Consider the following 16,764-nt stretch of genomic DNA (forward strand, 5'->3'; position numbering starts at 1 on the left):
ATGACGCAGTCACCCCACAACACTCCGGAGGTTCAGATGAAAGCTTCAACCCTGTTTGCACCGGCTGTCCTGGCAGCCGCCCTGTCGTTCGGCCACGCCGCGAACGCCGCCGTCAATGTCACGCTGCAGCCGGACGAAGCGTCCAGCGAAGACGTGTTCATCTACGAATTCGGCATCGACGGTGTATTCGGTATTCCGGCCCCGCGCCGCACCAATCTCGACACGACCACGCTGTCGGCGCTGAACCCGCCGGCCGCCGTGCCATTCGGCAACTTCCTCGGCACCGCGGACACCGACCCGCGTTTCGGCGAAGGCGGCGTCGAGCGGGCGCACGACACCAAAACCTTGATCCGCTTTGATCTCGGGCTGCTGAACCTGACGTCGGCCGGCGTCGGCAGCGCGACGATCAACCTGTATGGCGTGCCGTCGCTGTCGCCGTTCGAAAGCCCGAGTGCCGAACATCCGGCCACCACCGAAATGTTCCAGGTCCTCGAAGCGTGGAACGAAAGCAGCGTGACCTGGGAAACGGCGCCGATGACCGCCATGGCGGCCAGCTCGAGCACGGTGCAGAACAGCGTGAATACCTGGGTCAGCTTCGATGCCACGGCGCTGGTGCGCAGCTGGCTCGACAATCCGTCGTCGAACTACGGTGTGCTGCTGGCACAGCGCGACGTGGTGGAATTCGATGTTGACGGCAACAGCCGCTACGTCGGTGCGCTCTATGCGTCGTCGGCGTCGGCCGATGCCTCGATGCGCCCCTTCCTGCAGATCAGTGCGGTGCCGGAGCCGTCGTCGGTAGTGATGATGGGCGCCGGTCTGGGCCTGCTGCTGATGGTGGCGCGTCGCCGCCGCACCAGGGCCTGAACGTCGTTGCAGCAAGGCAGCCTGCGAGTCGGTCAGCGACCGCCGCGCAGGCTGTCGATCACCGTCATGTCCTGTCGATCAGCCGATTGCACTCATCGCTGCGCCGGGCGACGGCGGCTGTCTTCTCACTCGCCCAGGTAGGCGGCGCGCACGGCGGGGTTGTCGAGCAGCTCGGCCGACGCGGCGGCCAGCGTGATGCGCCCGCTGTCCATGACGTAACCGCGGTCGCACAGCGACAGCGCAAGGCGCGCGTTCTGTTCGACCAGCAGCAGGGTGACGCCGTCGCGCGCAATGTCGCGGATGACGTCGAACACCGTATCGACCATGACCGGCGACAGGCCCATCGACGGCTCATCGAGCAGCAGCAGGCGCGGCCGGCTCATCAATGCGCGGCCGATGGCGACCATCTGCTGTTCGCCGCCGGACAAGGTACCCGCGGTCTGACCGGCGCGTTCCTTCAGCCGGGGCAGCAGCGTGAAGACGCGATCGAGGTCGGCCGCGATGGCGGCGCGGTCGTCGCGCGCATAGGCCCCCATGTCGAGGTTTTCGCGCACCGACAGGCGGGCGAACACGCCTCGGCCTTCCGGCACCAAAGCCAGACCGCGACCGACCAGCGTGTGCGGCGGGGCATGCGAAATGTCGCCGCCGTCGAAACGCGCTTCGCCGCCGGCCGGCAGCATGCGCGCCAGCGCCTTCAGCGTGCTGGTCTTGCCGGCGCCGTTGGCGCCGATCAGCGCCACCTTCTCGCCGGCCGCGATGTCCAGATCGATGCCCTTGACCGCCCGGATGCCGCCGTAGTGCACGGTCAGACCGCGTACTTCCAGCATCAGGCGGCCTCCGGGTCGGCCTGCTGGCCCAGATAGGCGGTGATCACGCGCGGATGGCGGCGCACCACGTCGGGTACGTCTTCGGCGATCTTCTCGCCGTAGTCGAGCACGGCCACACGGTCGCACAGGCCCATCACCAGCTTCACGTCGTGCTCGATCAGCAGCACCGTGAGCCCGTCGCCGCGCAGCTTCTCGATCAATGTGCGCAGACCGGCGGTTTCGGTGGCATTCATGCCGGCCGCCGGTTCGTCGAGCGCCAGCAGCTTCGGTTCGGACGCCAGCGCGCGGGCGATTTCGAGCCGGCGCTGGTCGCCGTAACTCAGATGGGTCGCCTGCTGGTTGGCCAGTTGATCGATGCCGACATAGCGCAGCAATGCATGCGCACGCGCCTCGGTGGCCGCTTCTTCGGCGCGCGCGGACGGCGTGCGCAGGATGGCGCCGATGACGCCGGTGCGCAGCCGGATGTGCCGGCCGACCATGACATTCTCGAGCGCGCTCATGGCGCCGAACAGCCGGATGTTCTGGAAGGTGCGCGCAATACCGGCGCCGGCGATGCGGTGCGGCACGCCCGGCGGCAGGTCGTGCCCGTCGAAGGTGACGCGGCCTTCGTCCGGGCTGTACAGGCCGGTCAGCACGTTGAAGAAGCTGGTCTTGCCGGCGCCATTCGGTCCGATCAGGCCATACACCTCGCCGCGCCGTATCGTCAGCGACACCTCGCGCAGCGCCTGCACGCCGCCGAAGCGCTTCGACACGCCGCTGGCCGACAGCAGCACGGCGTCCTGCGCGATCGTGCCCATGGGGTCGCTCATGTCGCCTCCGCGTGCGCGGCCAGTTCGCGCTTGCGCAGCGCCGACGGCCACAGGCCGGCCGGTCGCCATCGCATCACGAGCACCAGCGCCACGCCGAACAGCAGCAGGCGCAGCGATTCCGGATCAACCAGCACCTTGCCGAACAGCCATTGCTGCACCGGTGCGGCGCCCCAGCGCAGCAGTTCGGGCAGCAACGCCAGCAGCAGCGCACCGAGGATGACGCCGGCAATGTGGCCCATGCCGCCCAGCACCACCATGCACAGCACCATGATGGATTCGAGCAGGCCGAACGACTCCGGACTGACGAAGCCCTGGAAGCCGGCGAACAGGCCGCCGGCCACGCCGCCGAACGTCGCGCCCAGCCCGAACGCCAGCAGCTTCACGTTGCGCGTGTTGATGCCGCACGCACGCGCCGCCAGTTCGTCTTCGCGGATGGCGACCCAGGCGCGGCCGAGCCGCGAATCCTGCAGGCGCACGCAGATGAAGATGACCGCCAGCGTCAGCGCCAGGAAGAAGTAGTAGTGCGCGGTGACCGACGGGATCTGCAGACCGAACAGTTCGAAGCTGCGGCCGAGCGACTGGCCGGCGATCTGCGCCGACTGGATGTTGTTGATGCCCTGCGGTCCGTTGGTCAGGTTCAGCGGTGCATTCAGGTTGTTCAGGAAAATGCGGATGATTTCGCCGAAGCCGAGCGTGACGATGGCGAGGTAGTCGCCGCGCAGCTTCAGGGTCGGCGTGCCCAGCAGCACACCGAACAGGCCGGCAACCAGCGCACCCAGCGGCAGCACCAGCCACACCGACCAGGCCGGCGCGCTGGCAAATACCGCCGGAAATGCGGTGGCCAGATGCGGGCTCGACAGCAGCGCATACAGATAGGCGCCGACCGCGTAGAAGGCGATGTAGCCCAGGTCGAGCAGGCCGGCGAAGCCGACCACGATGTTCAGGCCGAGCGCCAGCATGATGTAGAGCAGCGCGAAGTCGATGATGCGCACCCACGAATTGCCGAAGTTCGCGCCGACGACGAAGGGCAGCACCGCCAGCGCGATGCCGATCAGCACGATGCCCAGCCGGGCGCGCAGCTTCGGGTCGCCGGGCAACGTCATGCCCGCTCCGCCACCTTCTCGCCCATCAGGCCGGACGGGCGGAACACCAGCACCAGGATGAGCACGAAAAAGGCGAACACGTCCTGATAGTGGCTGCCGAGGAAGCCGCCGGTCAGGTCGCCGATGTAGCCGGCGCCCAGACTTTCGATGACGCCCAGCAGCAGACCGCCCAGCATCGCACCGCCGACATTGCCGATGCCGCCCAGCACGGCGGCGGTGAACGCCTTCAGGCCGAGCATGAAGCCCATGGCGTAGTGAGCGATCGAATAGTTGGCCGCGACCATGACGCCGGCCACTGCCGCAAGCGCCGAGCCGAGCACGAAGGTGTAGGCGATGACGCGGTCGACGTCGACCCCCATCAGCCGCGCCACCGCCGGGTTCTCGGACGTCGCGCGCATCGCGCGGCCGAGCCGGGTACGCGTGATCAGCCACAGCAGCGCGGCCATCAGCACGGCGGCGGTGACGACGATCAGGATCTGCAGGTCGGTGATCGCGGCGCCGAACACCTGGTGCGGCGTGGTCGGCAGGATGGCCGGGAAGGTGTGATAGTTGCGGCCCCAGCCCATCATGGCCAGTTGCTGCAGCACGATGGACACGCCGATGGCGGTGATCAGCGGCGCCAGCCGGGGCGCGTTGCGCAGCGGCCGGTAGGCGATGCGCTCGATCGAAAAGCCGACCGCCATGCAGACCGGAATCGCAATCAGCAGGCCGCCGAGCACCACCACCGGGCCGGGCAGCCCCGACGGCACGAGCAGGCCGATGGCGGTCAACGCCGTCAGCGCACCGATCATCACCACCTCGCCGTGCGCGAAATTGATCAGCCCGAGGATGCCGTAGACCATCGTGTAACCCAGTGCCACCAGCGCGTAGATGCTGCCGAGCACCAGACCATTGATGATCTGCTGGATGAAAATGTCCACGCGGCGCTTACGGCGTCGCGTCGCCGCCCATCGTCTCCAGCGGAGACCAGGCGCCGGCCTTCGCCTGGTACAGCGTCACCGCACCGTTCTTGATGTCGCCCTTTTCGTCGAAGGCGATCTGCGCGGTCAGGCCGGGGTAGTTGATCTGTTCGAGTTCAGGCAGGAATTTCATGCGGTCGGTCGAGCCGGCCTTCCTCATCGCCTCGGCCACCACGCGCACCGCGTCGTACGCATACGGCGCGTAGAGCTGGATGTCGGTGTTGAACTTCGCCTTGTAGCGGTCGCGGAAGGCGGTGCCGCCCGCCATGCTTTCCAGCGGCACGCCGGGCAGCGAGCAGTAGTGACCTTCCGCGCCCTCGCCGGCCAGCTTGTGGAATTCCACCGTGCAGCCGCCGTCTCCGAACAGCATGGGGATGCCCAGGTTGAGCGTCTTCAGCTGGCGCGCCATCGGGCCGGCCTGGGTGTCCATGCCGCCGTAGAACAGCAGATCGGCCGAGGTCGATTTCACCTTGGTCAGGATGGAGGCGAAGTCGGTCGCCTTGTCGGTCGTGTACTCGCGGGTGACGATTTCAGCGCCGGCCGCCTTGGCGGCCTTCTCGAATTCGTCGGCCAGACCCTGGCCGTAGGCGGTGCGGTCATCGATGATGGCGATGCGCCGCGCGTTCAGGTTCTTCATCGCGAACGCGCCGAGTGCGCCACCCTGCTGCACGTCGTCGGCGAACACGCGGAAGGCGCCGGCATAACCCTGGCGGGTGTACTGCGGATTGGTCGCCGACGGTGACACCTGGACGATGCCCGCGTCGTGATAGATGCGCGACGCCGGAATGGTGGTGCCGCTGTTCAGGTGACCGATGACCGCGTTGACGCGCGAATCGGCGAGCTTCTGCGCCACCGTCGTGCCCTGCCGCGGGTCGGCCTGGTCGTCTTCTCCGAGCAGTTCGAAACGCGCCGGCTTGTCGCCGATCTGGAAGCCTTCGGCATTCAGGTCATCGATGGCCAGCCGGGCGCCGTTCTCGTTGTCCTTGCCCAGATGGGCCTGCGGCCCGGTCAGCGGGGCCACATGACCCAGCCGCACGATCAGCGGCGCGTCCATCGCCGGTACGCCGCCCGCGGATGCCGCCGACGGCGCGGTATCGGACTGCTCGCCGCACGCCGCGAGCAGGCAGGCCGACAGAACGAGGAGCGCAGGCAGGGGACGCGACGGGAAGGGCTGGGTCATGGAAAGTCTCCGCAAGGCTGAAAGAAGGTCAGCGCCGGATTTTGCGGGCGGCTGCGGGCAGCGTCAATTTTGTTTGTGCGCTGCGGCGCCGGATGGGCGTCGGACAAAATCACCGGCGTGCGCTTGCGTCAGCTCGCACGCCGGCTTTCAGCACTCCTGGAACGCGCCTGCGTCAGCTGGGCACGCGGCGGCGCGCCGCCACGATGAGGCCCAGACCGGCGAGGAACATCGCATACGTTTCCGGCTCGGGTACCGGCAGCGACAGCACGATGGGGTTCTGCAACACCTGGACCGCACCGCTGCCGTCGAAGGTCAGACCGGTCACGAAGGCGGTCGGGTTCAGCGGATCGAGGGCCACGCTCTCTTCGATGCCGAGCACGCGGAAACGATCGACGCCTTCGCTCAGCGTGTATTCCTCGCCGGCCAGCACGTTATCGGCAAACACCCATTCGGTGCCGTTCCACAGCCAGACTTCATAGGCGTTGTCACCCAGCTCCGGCAGCAGCACGCTGGCGAACAACGGTCCGCTTTCGAGGAAGTAGTCGTAGCCGATGGCGATGTCGGGGTCGATGAAGTACATCTGACCGAGCGAAACGTTGAAGTCAAACTGCCAGCCGCTGTCGGTCGCGATCGGGAGCAGCGGATTGGACGGCGACGAGCCTGGCAGGACACCGTCACGGATCGCGAAGGTCCACAAACCCGGGGTCGAGGGCGACACATTGCTCTGGTTCTGCAGATCGAGCACGGCGGCGGTACGCGAGCCCGGCAGCACGAGGAAATTCGTGCCGTCGCCCGCATCGTAGCCGGCTTGCGCCGGTGTACCGCCGAGGCCGAACTCACCGTCGCTGGCGTCACCGGTCGTCCACTCGAGGCGTTCGTAGCGGAAATCGACGTCGAAGTTGCCGGCGCCGGTATCGGCGCGGTTGCGCAGGACGAGCTGGAAGCTGTTCGTCTTGTCCGTCGCCTGGGAGAAATAGCCGACGGACGCCCAGGTGATGGCGAGCGTGTCGTCATTGGGCGACAAGATCCACACGTCGCCCGTACCCCGGGTATCCACGTCGGCCCAGAACGGCGCAATCATCGGCTGCGCCGACACCGGGAAAGGCTGCGGTGTGAAGCTGCCGAGTGCCGAATTGAAGGTGATGTTGCCGTTGTTGTTGACGAAGAAGTTGTTGAAGGTCTGGCCGAAGAAGTTGATCTCGAACGGCAGCGACAGCCGGCCGGTCGATTGATCGTCATTGTCCGGCAGGAACGCGGTACCGAAGCCGGATGGGCCGACGCCGAAATTGAGCAGCGGAATGGCCTGTGCCGAACCGGCAAGCGAGGCAAGCAGCAGGGGCAGGGCAAGACGGCGAAAAACCATGGTGGAGCTCCTTGAACGCAATATGGGAGCTCAGCAACTATCGTTCCATCACAGTGCTGTCATAAAAATGCGTTACCGGAACAAGGCACTCCGGTGATGCGTTGCAGCACTGCCGTCCACTCTGTAAAAAAGTGCGACACGCCGTCACCTCAGTGCAGGTCACCGACCTTTGCGGCGGCCGGCGCCAGTCCGCCTTCTTCCCGCACGTCATCCGGAAGCTGGTCGCGCAGGTCGCGGATGATGCCCAGCGCGGCCAGCAGCTTGAGGAGGTAGTAGGTCAGGTCGATCTCGTACCAGGCGAAGCCGGCGCGTGCGCTGGCGCCGTAGCGGTGGTGATTGTTGTGCCAGCCGCCACCCATCGTCAGCAGCGCCAGCAGCGGGCGGTTGACTGAATCGTCGTCGGTGTCGAAGCGGCGATAGCCACCGGGGAGATGGCCGAAATGACCGATCGAGTTGACCAGCGACACCGTCTGCACGCCCAGCGCGGTCGGCAGGAAGAAGCCCCACATCAGCGCCGCACCGCCGGTCACGGTCGAACCGAAGGCGCCCGCCGTCGCCAACAGCCAGATGAAGAACGCGCCGGACAGCATGAGCAGGGTGTAGTGCTTGTTCACCCACAGGATTTCCGGAAAGCGGGCGAAGTCGGGCACCACGTCGAGATCGGTGTCCTTGTAGCGCTCGCACCAGACCCAGCCGACGTGTGACTGCATCAGCCCGTGCTGGCGCGGGGAGATCGGATCGTCCGGCTGTTCGACATTCTGGTGATGGACGCGATGCACCGATGCCCACCACAGCGGCCCGTGCTGGCCGCACTGCGAAGCAATCACCGCGAGCACGAACTGCACCGGGCGCGAGCACTTGAAGGCGCGATGCGAAAAGTAGCGGTGGTAGATGGCTTCGACGCCGAACATGCGCAGCGCGTAGCTGGCGACGGCCAGCAGCACGAGCGGCCAGGTCGGCGGAAACAGGAAGGGGGTGGCGACCGCGCAGCCGAACAGAATGACGTAGCGCACCCGGGTCTGGTTGATCGATTCGGTGACCTGCTTGCCGTAACGGACGCGCGGCGGGGCCGTTGCACTCATGCTCGACTTCTCCTGACAGACACATGTCGGTCCCGAGCTTAGCAAGCTCAACGTCGCCCGTTGGCCCGATGATGGGGGGTGTAAGGGCCGCTATTCCGGCGCAACAAAAGAAAAAGCCGGCTGTTGCCAGCCGGCCTTCTGCTGCGCAACCTGCGCTGCCGCCTTATTTGGCGCCTGCGAGGATCCAGGCGGCCAGCTTCTTGGCGTCGGCTTCGCTGACGCCCGGATTGGCCGGCATCGGCACCGCACCGCCCCACATCAGCTTGGAACCGGCCGGCGTGCCGGCGCGGATGAAGGCCGCCAGCTTGCCTTCGGCGTCCTTCTGGCCTTCGTACTTCTTCGCCACAGCCTGATAGCCCGGGCCGAGGACGCCGGCCTTTTCGATGGCGTGACAGCCCAGACAGCCCTTGGCGGTCGCCAGGTCCTTGCTGGCGAAAGCCGGTGCGCTCACGAGCGCGATGGCACAGACGGCGGCAGAAATGATCGTTCTCATGACGTTCCTCGACAGTTGTTTAACCAATGATTATCGCGGGGCCGGGCTCTCCGGCATCAACTCGGCGGCGCGGGTCGCAAGTCTAGTCCAGCCGCAGACGGTGAACAAGCCATGCGAAACGCGCCGACCCTTGCGGATAACGGCAGTCCGGTGCAGTCCGTTGACCGGGAATATCACCCGGGCGTTCGCCGCCAGCCGAGCGTCAATGCGGTACCGACCAGAATGACGGCCGTGCTGGCCAGCATCGCGGGTGTCGGCACCTCTTCGAACAGCAGGTGGCCCCACAGCATGGCGAACGGCGGAATCACGAACGTGACGCTCAGCGCCGGTGTCGCGCCGATGCGGCCAAGCAGCCGGAAATACATGAAGTTGCCGAGCGCCGTCGACACCAGACCCAGTATCAGCACCGCGGCGATCGCCGGCCAGGACGGCAGCGCACCTGGCAGCGACGCCAGCGCCCAGGGCAGCAGCAGCAACGCGCCGGTGACCGCAAAGCCGGTGGCCACCGCCGATGCGTTCAGATCGCCGAGCTTGCGCCGCGCCAACTGCACACCCAGCCCGTAGCAGGCGGCACCCGCGAGGCCGAGCAGCACGGCGTCGATTCCGATGCGCAACGGGCCGAGCTCGCGCAGGCTGGCCAGCAGTGCGACGCCGGCAAAGCCCAGCAGCAGGCCCACCGCCTTGCTGCGGGACAGCGCCTCGTGCCAGACGCACACCGCGAGCAGGGCGGAAAAGAGCGGCGAACTGGCATTGAGCACCGCCGCAAATCCGGCGCTTGAGCGCATGACGGTTTCCGCGAACAGCGTGAAGGGCAGCGCCGTGGTACCGGCGCCGATCAGCGCGAGCCAGCCGAGCGTGCGTCGCCGGTCGAGGGCCGCGACGCGGCGCAGAGGCGAACCGAACACGAGGCACAGTGCGGTCGCCGCCAGCAGCAGGCGCAGGCTGACGGTCGCGGCGAGGCCGAATTCCGGAATCGCCACGCGGTACAACGCGAACGATGCCCCCCAGACCAGACCCAGCAGCAGGAATTCGATGGCTGAACGCATGCGGCGTCGGGACGACGGCAGAACGCCGGGCTGGGCGCTCAGCCGCGCAGGCGCGCGATCAGGCCGTCGAGCTGGTCGAGGTCATTGAAACGGATGGCGACCTTGCCAGCGCCACGCGCGTTGGCCTGCACACTGACCGCGGCGCCCAGCAGATCGGACAGTTCCTCTTCCAGCTGCGCCAGATCGCGCGGCGCGCTGGCCGCGCGCTTGCCGCCCTGTTCGGCCACGCCGCCCTGCGCCACCAGCTTTTCGGTGTCGCGCACGGTCAGGCCCTGCGCCACGACACGATTGGCCAGTGCGATCTGGTCGGCGCGCGGCAGCGTCAGCAGCGCGCGCGCATGACCCATGTCCAGATCACCGGTGATCAGCTGTTCCTGTACCGGCTCGGCCAGCTGCAGCAGTCGCAGCAGATTGGTGGTGGCCGACCGCGAGCGGCCGATCGCATTGGCCGCCTGTTCGTGCGTCATGCCGAATTCGTCGATCAGCCGCTGCACGCCGGCCGCCTCTTCGAGCGGATTCAGGTTCTCGCGCTGGATGTTCTCGATCAGGCTCATCGCCAGCGCCGCTTCGTCGGCGATTTCGCGCACCAGCGCCGGCACTTCGGTCAGCCCGGCCAGTTGCGCGGCACGCCAGCGGCGCTCGCCGGCGATGATTTCGAAGCGTTCGCGCGCCACCTCGCGCACCAGGATGGGCTGCATGATGCCCTGCGAGCGGATCGACTCGGCCAGCTCTTCGAGCGAGCCAGGGTCCATGCGCGTGCGCGGCTGGTACTTGCCGGGCTGCAGCGCACCGACCGCCAGCGTGCGCAGCTCGCCGGCGTTGCCGGCCTCGCCCGAATTTCCGGCCAGCAGCGCGTCCAGCCCGCGGCCGAGACCTTTCTGTTTGGGTGGGGTCATTGTTTGCCTTCTTCTTTTATTGCGGATGGACGCAGCTAGAGGGTTTTCACCCGCTCGATCATTTCCTGCGCAAAGGCCGTGTAGGCCTGCGCACCCTTGGCGCTCTTGTCGAACAGCACGCCCGGTACGCCGTAGCTGGGGGCTTCCGCCAGACGGACGTTGCGCGGCACGACGGTTCTGAACACCTTGTCACCGAAGTGCGATTCGAGCTGCGCCGACACCTGCTGCGACAGCGTGCTGCGCGGGTCGAACATGACGCGCAGCAGGCCGATCACCTTCAGGTCGCGGTTCAGGTTGGCGTGCACCTTCTTGATGGTGTTCACCAGATCAGACAGGCCTTCGAGCGCGTAGTACTCGCACTGCATCGGAATGATGACGCCATGTGCCGCGCACAGGCCGTTCAGCGTCAGCAGGCTCAGGCTGGGCGGGCAGTCGATCAGCACGAAGTCGTAATCGTCTGCGCACTCCGAAATCGCCTTCTTCAATCGGTTTTCCCGATTCTCGATCTCGACCAGTTCGACTTCGGCGCCCGCCAGATCCCGGTTGGCGGGCAGCACGTCCAGACCGGCATGCGGGCTGGTGACGCGCGCGTCGGCGAGCGAGGCAAGACCCAGCAGCACCGGGTAGACGCTGGACTTGAGCGTGCGCTTGTCGACGCCGGCGCCCATCGTGGCGTTGCCCTGCGGATCGAGGTCGACCAGCAGCGTGCGCTGGCCGGCCTGACCCAGCGCGGCGGCCAGATTGACGCTGGTCGTCGTCTTGCCGACCCCGCCCTTCTGGTTGGCGATGGCGAAGATGCGCGGCATCGGCCGGTCAGCCTGCAGCGGGCGCGCGGGCAAGCCACAGCAGATGGCGCGCGCCCTCGACGCCCGGTACCTGCAATTCCTCGGCCCGACGCAAGACCCAGCCGGCAGGAATGGCCCGCACTTCCTCGTCCGGGTAAACGCCCTTCATCGCCAGCATCTGGCCATCGGGCTTCAGCAGATGCCCGGCCACCTTGATGAAGTCGGCCAGATCGCCGAACGCGCGCGACACGATGAAATCACGGCTGTGCGGCAGTTCGACCGCTTCGGCGCGGGCAACCTGCACGTCGAAATTCTCCAGGCCGAGGTCGATGCGTACCTGCTGCTGAAACGACGCCTTCTTGGAATTCGGCTCGATCGACAGCACGTCGAGGTCGGGCCGCGCGATGGCCAGCGGAATGCCCGGCACGCCACCGCCGGAACCGATGTCGATCAGCGTTGATCCGTCCGGAATGAAGCGGGCAATCGACAGCGCATCGAGCAGATGATGCGTCAGCATGCGCGACTCTTCGCGGATCGCGGTGAGGTTGTACACCGCGTTCCACTTGGCCATCAGCGCAATGAAACGCAGCAGTCGCGTGTGCGCGGAAGCGGGAATCGACAGGTCGAGGACGTTGAGGCCGGCGGCCAGTTCGGTTTGCAGGGTCATGGGCAGATCGCTTGGGGCAACTTCAATTCGGGGGGCGACTCAACGGCTCAGGCTGCGCTGCGCACGGCCTGACGCTTCTTCAGATGCACCAGCAGCAGCGATATCGCCGCCGGCGTGATGCCCTGGATGCGCGAAGCCTGGCCCAGCGTTTCCGGGCGGTGCTGGACCAACTTCTGGCGCACCTCGCGCGACAGGCCGGTCACGGCGGCGTAATCCATATCGTCAGGCAGGCGCATGTCTTCGGTGGCGCGCAGGCGCTCGACTTCGTCCTGCTGGCGATCGATGTAGCCCTGGTACTTGGCGAGGATATCGAGCTGTTCGATCGCATCGACATCGGTGATCGGCTGGGGCGTGCCCGGAAGCGTCATCAGCGCGGCATAGCTCACGTCCGGTCGGCGCAGCAGTTCGAACAGCGAATACTCGTGCTCGATCGGCTTGCCGAGCACGCGGATGGCGTCGCTTGCCGGCACGGTGTCCGGGCGTACCCAGGTCGCGCGCAGCCGCTGCGTCTCGCCGGCGATCGCGTCGCGCTTGCGGTTGTAGACATCCCAGCGCGCGTCGTCGATCAACCCCATGTCGCGCGCGATGTCGGTCAGCCGCAGGTCGGCGTTGTCCTCGCGCAGACTGAGCCGGTACTCGGCGCGCGAAGTGAACATGCGGTAGGGCTCGGACACGCCGCGCGTGATCAGGTCGTCGACCAGCACGCCCAGATAGGCTTCGCTGCGTGCCGGGCACCAAGCGTCGAGGCCACGCACCTGACGCGCCGCATTGAGGCCTGCCAGCAGGCCCTGCGCCGCGGCTTCTTCATAGCCGGTCGTGCCATTGATCTGACCGGCGAAGAACAGGCCTTCGATGGCGCGGGTTTCCAGCGACGACTTCAGACCGCGGGGATCGTAGTAGTCGTATTCGATCGCGTAGCCGGGACGCAGGATATGGGCGTTCTCCAGACCCGGAATGCTGCGCACCAGATCGACCTGCACATCGAACGGCAGCGAAGTTGAAATGCCGTTCGGATAGACCTCGTGCGTCGTCAGGCCTTCCGGTTCCAGAAAGATGTTGTGGCTGTCGCGGTCGGCGAAACGGTGGATCTTGTCCTCGATGCTCGGGCAGTAGCGCGGACCGACGCCTTCGATCACGCCGGTGTACATCGGCGAACGATCAAGACCGCCACGGATGATGTCGTGCGTGCGCGTCGTGGTGTGCGTGATCCAGCAGGGCACCTGGCGCGGGTGCATGGCGCGGCTGCCGATGAAGCTGAACACCGGCACCGGGTCATCGCCCGGCTGCGCTTCCATGACCGAATAGTCAATGCTGCGCCCGTCGATGCGCGGCGGCGTGCCGGTTTTCAGACGGCCCTGCGGCAACGCAAGGTCCTTCAGCTTTTCGGCCAGCCGTATCGCGGGTGGATCGCCCGCGCGACCGGCGGAGTGATTTTCCAGACCGACGTGTACCCGGCCATTCAGGAAGGTGCCGGCCGTCAGCACGACCGACCGCGCACGAAAGCGGATACCCACTTCGGTCACGACGCCGGCGACGCGGTCGCCGTCCATGATCAGGTCGGCGGCGGCCTGCTGGAACAGATCGAGGTTCGGCTGATTTTCAAGCCGGCTGCGGATGGCCGCCTTGTACAGAACGCGGTCGGCCTGGGCGCGCGTAGCGCGCACCGCCGGGCCCTTGCTTGCGTTGAGCGTGCGGAACTGTATGCCAGACTCGTCTGTGGCCAATGCCATCGCACCGCCGAGCGCATCGACTTCTTTCACCAGATGACCCTTGCCGATGCCGCCGATCGACGGATTGCACGACATCTGGCCCAGCGTTTCGATGTTGTGCGTCAGCAGCAGCGTACGGGCGCCTGTGCGCGCAGCCGCCAGCGCGGCTTCGGTACCGGCATGGCCGCCGCCGATGACGATGACGTCGTAACGGGTCGGGAAATCCATTTTCGCTGCAATGCAAAATAAGGCGAAGGGGCTGAATGATACGACCGAAGGCATCGATTACCAAGGTCGCACGACCTTGCAGCCTTGCAAGTTCTTACAGTTGCTTACGGCGCAAAGCGTCCGCTCTGACTACGCTTGTGTCGTGTTCACCAAGAGTAAGAACCATGAAAACCCTCAGTTCGGTACTTGCTGCGCTTACATTGACCTTCAGCGGAGTCGCCATGGCTGACCGCGACGACTGGCGTGGGCACCGCGGCGACCGCCATCATGGCTACCAGAAAGACTATCGTGGGCACCATGATTTCGGACGCCATCACCGCAGCTACGGCCACCGACATCACGGCCCGCGCATCAGCCACCACTACTATGGCGGGCCTGCCTACTATGTCGCGCCGCCGCGCTATTACGGTTATGGCGGCTACGGCCACCACGGCCATCGTGGGGGTGGCGGTGTGACCATCGTGCTGCCGCCGATCCGCTTCGGGCATTGATGGTTCGCGCTGATCCCTGATTGCGTTGTTTCACGTGAAACAACGTTCAGGCTGACAGGACATCCCAAGTCAGACGCGCGATCAGCACACCCACTACAACGATGAACACGCGGCGCACGAACAGTGCGCCGTTTTTCATCGCAAGGTGAGCACCGACCCAGGCGCCCGCCAGATTGGCCAGCGCCATCAGCGATGCCACCTTGACCATGATGGCGCCCACGGGCACGAACCAGCACAGCGCGGCGAGATTGGTACTGACGTTGACCACCTTGGCGGCCGCCGACGCGCGCAGGAAATCCCACGCATAGCAGCGGATGAACAGAAAGATCAGGAAGCTGCCAGTGCCCGGCCCGAAGAAGCCGTCGTAGAAACCAATCGCTGCGCCCAGCAACAGCGCGAGCACCGGCCGCGGCTTACGGCCGACGCTGTGCGACGACGCGCCAAAATCCTTTTTCTTCAGCGTGTAGACGAGTACTGCGACCAGCAGCACGATGACCAAAGGTCGCAGCAGCTGCGGCGGAAACAGACCGACGGCCGCAGCACCCGCAAAGGACGCAACGAATGCCGCCAGCGCAGCACGCCAAAGCACACGCCAGTCCATGTCGACCTTGCCAAGGTAGCGGCGCGCCGCAAAGGCGGTCCCGACGATGCTTACGGCCTTGTTCGTACCGAACAGTGTCGCGGGCGCGACGCCCGGAAACACGTTGAACAGCAGCGGTATCTGCACCAGCCCACCGCCACCGACCATGGCGTCGACAAGACCTGCGAAGAATGCGCCAATGAACAGCAGGGTGAAATCAGCGATCACAACACACGCCCGGATGTTTCACGTGGAACATCACTTTCCGATGCAGAAGCGGGAAAAAATTTCACCCAGAAGATCATCCGGTGTGAATTCACCGGTGATGTCACCCAGGGCGCGATGGGCGAGCCGCAATTCTTCAGCGAACAGATCAAGCTGCAACACCGTACCCGCGATGCAGGCACGCGCCGCGTCGAGTCGGCCTATCGCCGCATCAAGCGCATGCAGGTGCCGGGCACGGGCAGACAGCGCATCTTCCGCGCCGCCGTGCCAACCAATGGAATCGAGCAAAGTTGCGCGAAGCAGGTCAAGCCCCGACCCTTCGCGGGCGGACAGCCACACCGACACAACATCGCCCGCGCGCTCGGAGTGGGGCGAGCCACCGGTGAGATCGATCTTGTTGAATACGCGTATGCGCTTCAGTCCGACCGGCAAGCCCTCGTCAATGCGCCGCGCCACAGCATCGAACCCGGTCGTCGCGTCGATCAGGTGAACCACGGCATGCGCGCGATCGAGTTCGCGCCGCGTGCGGGCAATGCCGGCCTGTTCGACCGGATCCGTCGTGTCACGCAGCCCCGCCGTGTCGATGATGTGTAGCGGTACGCCGTCGATGGAAATCAGCTCGCGCAGGGTGTCGCGCGTGGTGCCGGCGATATCGGTCACGATGGCACGATCCTCACCGGACAGCGCGTTGAGCAGGCTGGACTTGCCGACATTCGGCGCGCCAGCCAGCACGACCGTCAGCCCATCACGCAGCACTGAACCGCAGCGCGCTCTTTCGCGCAACGCGCCGACCGCCCGCATCACCTCGTCGAGTTTGCGCCGAGCCCCCGCCTGTTCGATCAACTCGACGTCTTCCTCGGGGAAGTCCAGCGTCGCTTCGACGAACAGCCGGAGATTGACCAGCGCGTCCTCCAGTTGATGGACATGGCGCGAGAACTCACCGTCCAGCGAGCGCATCGCAGCGCGGGCCGCCGATGACGTACTCGCGTCAATGAGGTCGGCCACCGCTTCGGCCTGGGCCAGATCGATGCGGTCGTTCAGGAATGCACGTTCGGTGAATTCGCCCGGACGGGCAGGGCGGGCGCCGAGCTCGAAGCACCGTGCAAGCACCGCCTGCAGCACCGCGCTGCCACCGTGGCCGTGCAACTCAAGCACGTCTTCTCCAGTGTACGACGCCGGGGCCACAAACCACAGCGCAATGCCGTGATCCAGCACGGCCCCGTCGGCCGCCAGAAACTTCAGGAAAGAGGCCGTACGCGCCGGCGGCAGCCGGCCGAGCACACCGTGTGCGACATCGGCCGCCCGGCTGCCGGACACGCGGACGACGCCGATACCGCCGCGGCCGGTCGCCGTGGCGACGGCTGCGATCGTGTCGGTGGGATGCCTGGCTGGATGCATGGTCGGGAGTCCGGTAACGAAGAAGGCGCCGCGCCCACAATACAACCCGTCGCGGGTGA

At 66.1% G+C, this 16,764-nt stretch carries 17 protein-coding genes; 2 read left to right on the forward strand and 15 right to left on the reverse strand.

The features are described from left to right. Positions 1 to 36: 36 nt before the first annotated feature. The gene (locus ACTIFF_RS04885; protein ID WP_439535823.1) at positions 37 to 864 is read left to right on the forward strand and encodes a DNRLRE domain-containing protein; all 828 of its coding nucleotides are present in this window, start codon (positions 37 to 39) and stop codon (positions 862 to 864) included. Between the two features lie 125 nt (positions 865 to 989). On the opposite strand, the gene ACTIFF_RS04890 is transcribed toward ACTIFF_RS04885, so the two are convergent. The 13 genes from ACTIFF_RS04890 to mnmG all read right to left on the reverse strand — a co-directional run bounded on the left by ACTIFF_RS04890 (position 990) and on the right by mnmG (position 14,011). Next, positions 990 to 1,691 carry an ABC transporter ATP-binding protein gene (locus tag ACTIFF_RS04890; protein WP_439535824.1) on the reverse strand — a complete coding sequence of 234 codons (702 nt, stop codon included), beginning with the start codon at positions 1,689 to 1,691 and terminating at the stop codon, positions 990 to 992. Then, on the reverse strand, positions 1,691 to 2,500 hold the full coding sequence (locus ACTIFF_RS04895; protein ID WP_439535825.1) for an ABC transporter ATP-binding protein: 810 nt from the start codon (positions 2,498 to 2,500) through the stop codon (positions 1,691 to 1,693). The genes ACTIFF_RS04890 and ACTIFF_RS04895 overlap by 1 nt, the downstream gene beginning before the upstream one ends. Continuing rightward, positions 2,497 to 3,597 carry an ABC transporter permease subunit gene (locus tag ACTIFF_RS04900; protein WP_439536086.1) on the reverse strand — a complete coding sequence of 367 codons (1,101 nt, stop codon included), beginning with the start codon at positions 3,595 to 3,597 and terminating at the stop codon, positions 2,497 to 2,499. The genes ACTIFF_RS04895 and ACTIFF_RS04900 overlap by 4 nt, the downstream gene beginning before the upstream one ends. 2 nt (positions 3,598 to 3,599) lie before the next feature. After that, complete coding sequence (locus ACTIFF_RS04905; RefSeq protein ID WP_439535826.1) at positions 3,600 to 4,523, reverse strand: branched-chain amino acid ABC transporter permease; 924 nt, start codon at positions 4,521 to 4,523, stop codon at positions 3,600 to 3,602. Between the two features lie 7 nt (positions 4,524 to 4,530). Then, positions 4,531 to 5,742: a branched-chain amino acid ABC transporter substrate-binding protein gene (locus tag ACTIFF_RS04910; protein ID WP_439535827.1), complete on the reverse strand. Its 1,212-nt coding sequence runs from the start codon at positions 5,740 to 5,742 to the stop codon at positions 4,531 to 4,533. A 172-nt stretch (positions 5,743 to 5,914) separates the two neighbouring features. After that, on the reverse strand, positions 5,915 to 7,105 hold the full coding sequence (locus tag ACTIFF_RS04915) for a nidogen-like domain-containing protein (protein WP_439535828.1): 1,191 nt from the start codon (positions 7,103 to 7,105) through the stop codon (positions 5,915 to 5,917). A gap of 149 nt (positions 7,106 to 7,254) precedes the next feature. Next, positions 7,255 to 8,187 (reverse strand): acyl-CoA desaturase, encoded by a 933-nt coding sequence (locus ACTIFF_RS04920; RefSeq protein ID WP_439535829.1) that lies wholly within the window; start codon positions 8,185 to 8,187, stop codon positions 7,255 to 7,257. Positions 8,188 to 8,350: 163 nt separating this feature from the next. Continuing rightward, complete coding sequence (locus ACTIFF_RS04925) at positions 8,351 to 8,680, reverse strand: c-type cytochrome (protein WP_257079234.1); 330 nt, start codon at positions 8,678 to 8,680, stop codon at positions 8,351 to 8,353. Between the two features lie 173 nt (positions 8,681 to 8,853). After that, entirely contained in the window at positions 8,854 to 9,726 is an 873-nt protein-coding gene (locus ACTIFF_RS04930) for a DMT family transporter (protein ID WP_439535830.1), read from the reverse strand. Positions 9,727 to 9,764: 38 nt separating this feature from the next. Beyond that, complete coding sequence (locus ACTIFF_RS04935; RefSeq protein WP_439535831.1) at positions 9,765 to 10,622, reverse strand: ParB/RepB/Spo0J family partition protein; 858 nt, start codon at positions 10,620 to 10,622, stop codon at positions 9,765 to 9,767. Between the two features lie 35 nt (positions 10,623 to 10,657). After that, the gene (locus ACTIFF_RS04940) at positions 10,658 to 11,428 is read right to left on the reverse strand and encodes a ParA family protein (RefSeq protein WP_069038906.1); all 771 of its coding nucleotides are present in this window, start codon (positions 11,426 to 11,428) and stop codon (positions 10,658 to 10,660) included. 7 nt (positions 11,429 to 11,435) lie between these two features. Then, entirely contained in the window at positions 11,436 to 12,074 is a 639-nt protein-coding gene (rsmG, locus tag ACTIFF_RS04945; RefSeq protein ID WP_439535832.1) for a 16S rRNA (guanine(527)-N(7))-methyltransferase RsmG, read from the reverse strand. A 47-nt stretch (positions 12,075 to 12,121) separates the two neighbouring features. After that, positions 12,122 to 14,011, reverse strand: coding sequence for a tRNA uridine-5-carboxymethylaminomethyl(34) synthesis enzyme MnmG (gene mnmG, locus ACTIFF_RS04950; protein ID WP_439535833.1), 1,890 nt, complete (start codon positions 14,009 to 14,011; stop codon positions 12,122 to 12,124). Positions 14,012 to 14,175: 164 nt separating this feature from the next. Between mnmG and ACTIFF_RS04955 the strand changes: the two genes are divergently transcribed. Further along, complete coding sequence (locus ACTIFF_RS04955) at positions 14,176 to 14,502, forward strand: hypothetical protein (protein WP_439535834.1); 327 nt, start codon at positions 14,176 to 14,178, stop codon at positions 14,500 to 14,502. A 46-nt stretch (positions 14,503 to 14,548) separates the two neighbouring features. Here ACTIFF_RS04955 and ACTIFF_RS04960 read toward each other — a convergent pair whose 3' ends face one another. Continuing rightward, positions 14,549 to 15,310, reverse strand: a complete 762-nt coding sequence (locus ACTIFF_RS04960; protein ID WP_439535835.1) for a sulfite exporter TauE/SafE family protein — start codon at positions 15,308 to 15,310, stop codon at positions 14,549 to 14,551. Positions 15,311 to 15,340: 30 nt separating this feature from the next. Continuing rightward, positions 15,341 to 16,705 carry a tRNA uridine-5-carboxymethylaminomethyl(34) synthesis GTPase MnmE gene (gene mnmE, locus ACTIFF_RS04965; protein WP_439535836.1) on the reverse strand — a complete coding sequence of 455 codons (1,365 nt, stop codon included), beginning with the start codon at positions 16,703 to 16,705 and terminating at the stop codon, positions 15,341 to 15,343. Positions 16,706 to 16,764: the final 59 nt, after the last annotated feature.

Source organism: Methyloversatilis sp. (assembly GCF_051861465.1).
Classification (GTDB): Bacteria; Pseudomonadota; Gammaproteobacteria; order Burkholderiales; family Rhodocyclaceae; genus Methyloversatilis.